General features: G+C 62.8%; 1 pseudogene. It reads left to right on the top strand.

The annotated features are described in order from the left end of the window. Positions 1-187 precede the first annotated feature (187 nt). Positions 188-1,098: pseudogene (locus tag C9427_RS33555) on the top strand (IS630 family transposase). The last annotated feature ends 8 nt before the right edge of the window (positions 1,099-1,106 follow it).

Raw genomic sequence — 1,106 nt, 5'->3', positions numbered from 1 at the left:
GGGGTAGACGAATGAACTCCAAAGTTCATTCGCTTCGCGCGCCCGGCGGTTGGTGGTCTGGCAGGGTCCGTACCGAACACTCGGCGGAGAATGCCTCAAGCATCTTTGATGAACATAGAGTCGGTTTGGGAATCACGCGATAGGTCCTGTCTGATTCACTGTCCCGGTGATTTGCGAGGAGGTGACGATGACGAGGAGCCTAAGGGCGGACCTTCGTGGGCGCGTGATTGCGGCCATTGAAGTAGGGGTTTCGACGCGGGAGGCGACGCGTCGCTTCCGGATCGGTATTTCGACGGCCGGGGAAGCGCGCAAGCAGGGCCAGCCGTCGCGTTCGAAGCTCGATGCGCATGAGGCCTTCATTCCTGGTCTCATCGAGGACGCGCCGGACATCACGCTTGCTGAGATCGGGGAGCGCCTTGCCGCCGAGCGTGGCGTGCGGGCAGCGTCGTCCACGGTCCGGCTGTACCTCGACCGGCGCGGCATCACGTTTCAAAAGAAGACGGCGCACGCCGCCGAACAGCAGCGCCCCAATGTCCTGCGCCGCTGCAGAACCTGGTTCGATGGCCAGATCGATCTCGACCCCGAGAGGCTGATTTTCATCAATGAGACCCGCAGCATCCACAAAGATGGCGCGGTTGCGTGGCCGCAGCCTGCGCGGCGAACGATTGTCGGGCGGCCGTTCCTCACGGCCATTGGAAGACCCCCACATTCACGGCCGGCCCGCGGCTGGGCGGCTTGGCGGCGCCAATACTGCTCGATGGCCCTATCAATGGTTCTGCCTTCCTCGCCTACGCGCAGCAGGTCCGCGCACCCGAGCTTCGCCCCGGCGACATGGTGTCACGGACAACCTACCCGCCTACAAGATCAGCGGCGCGCGCGAGGTGATCGAGCAGGTTGGCGCGGCTCCTGTTCCTGCCGCCATACTCGCCCGACTTCAACCCGATCGAGATGGCTTTCTCGAAGCTCAAGGCTCTCGTGAGAAAGGCTGCAACCCGAACCATCGACGAATCCTGGTCGGTCGTGGCCAACTGCCTCGCAGCTTTCACAGCCGAGGAATGCAGGCACTATTTCGAGGCAGACGGCTATGACCCGGAATAAGTCGAATC

It is taken from the genome of Mesorhizobium helmanticense, assembly GCF_003034915.1.
GTDB lineage: Bacteria > Pseudomonadota > Alphaproteobacteria > Rhizobiales > Rhizobiaceae > Mesorhizobium > Mesorhizobium helmanticense.
Note: the sequence above shows the minus strand (reverse complement) of the source record. Positions and strands in the feature narration are given on the sequence as shown.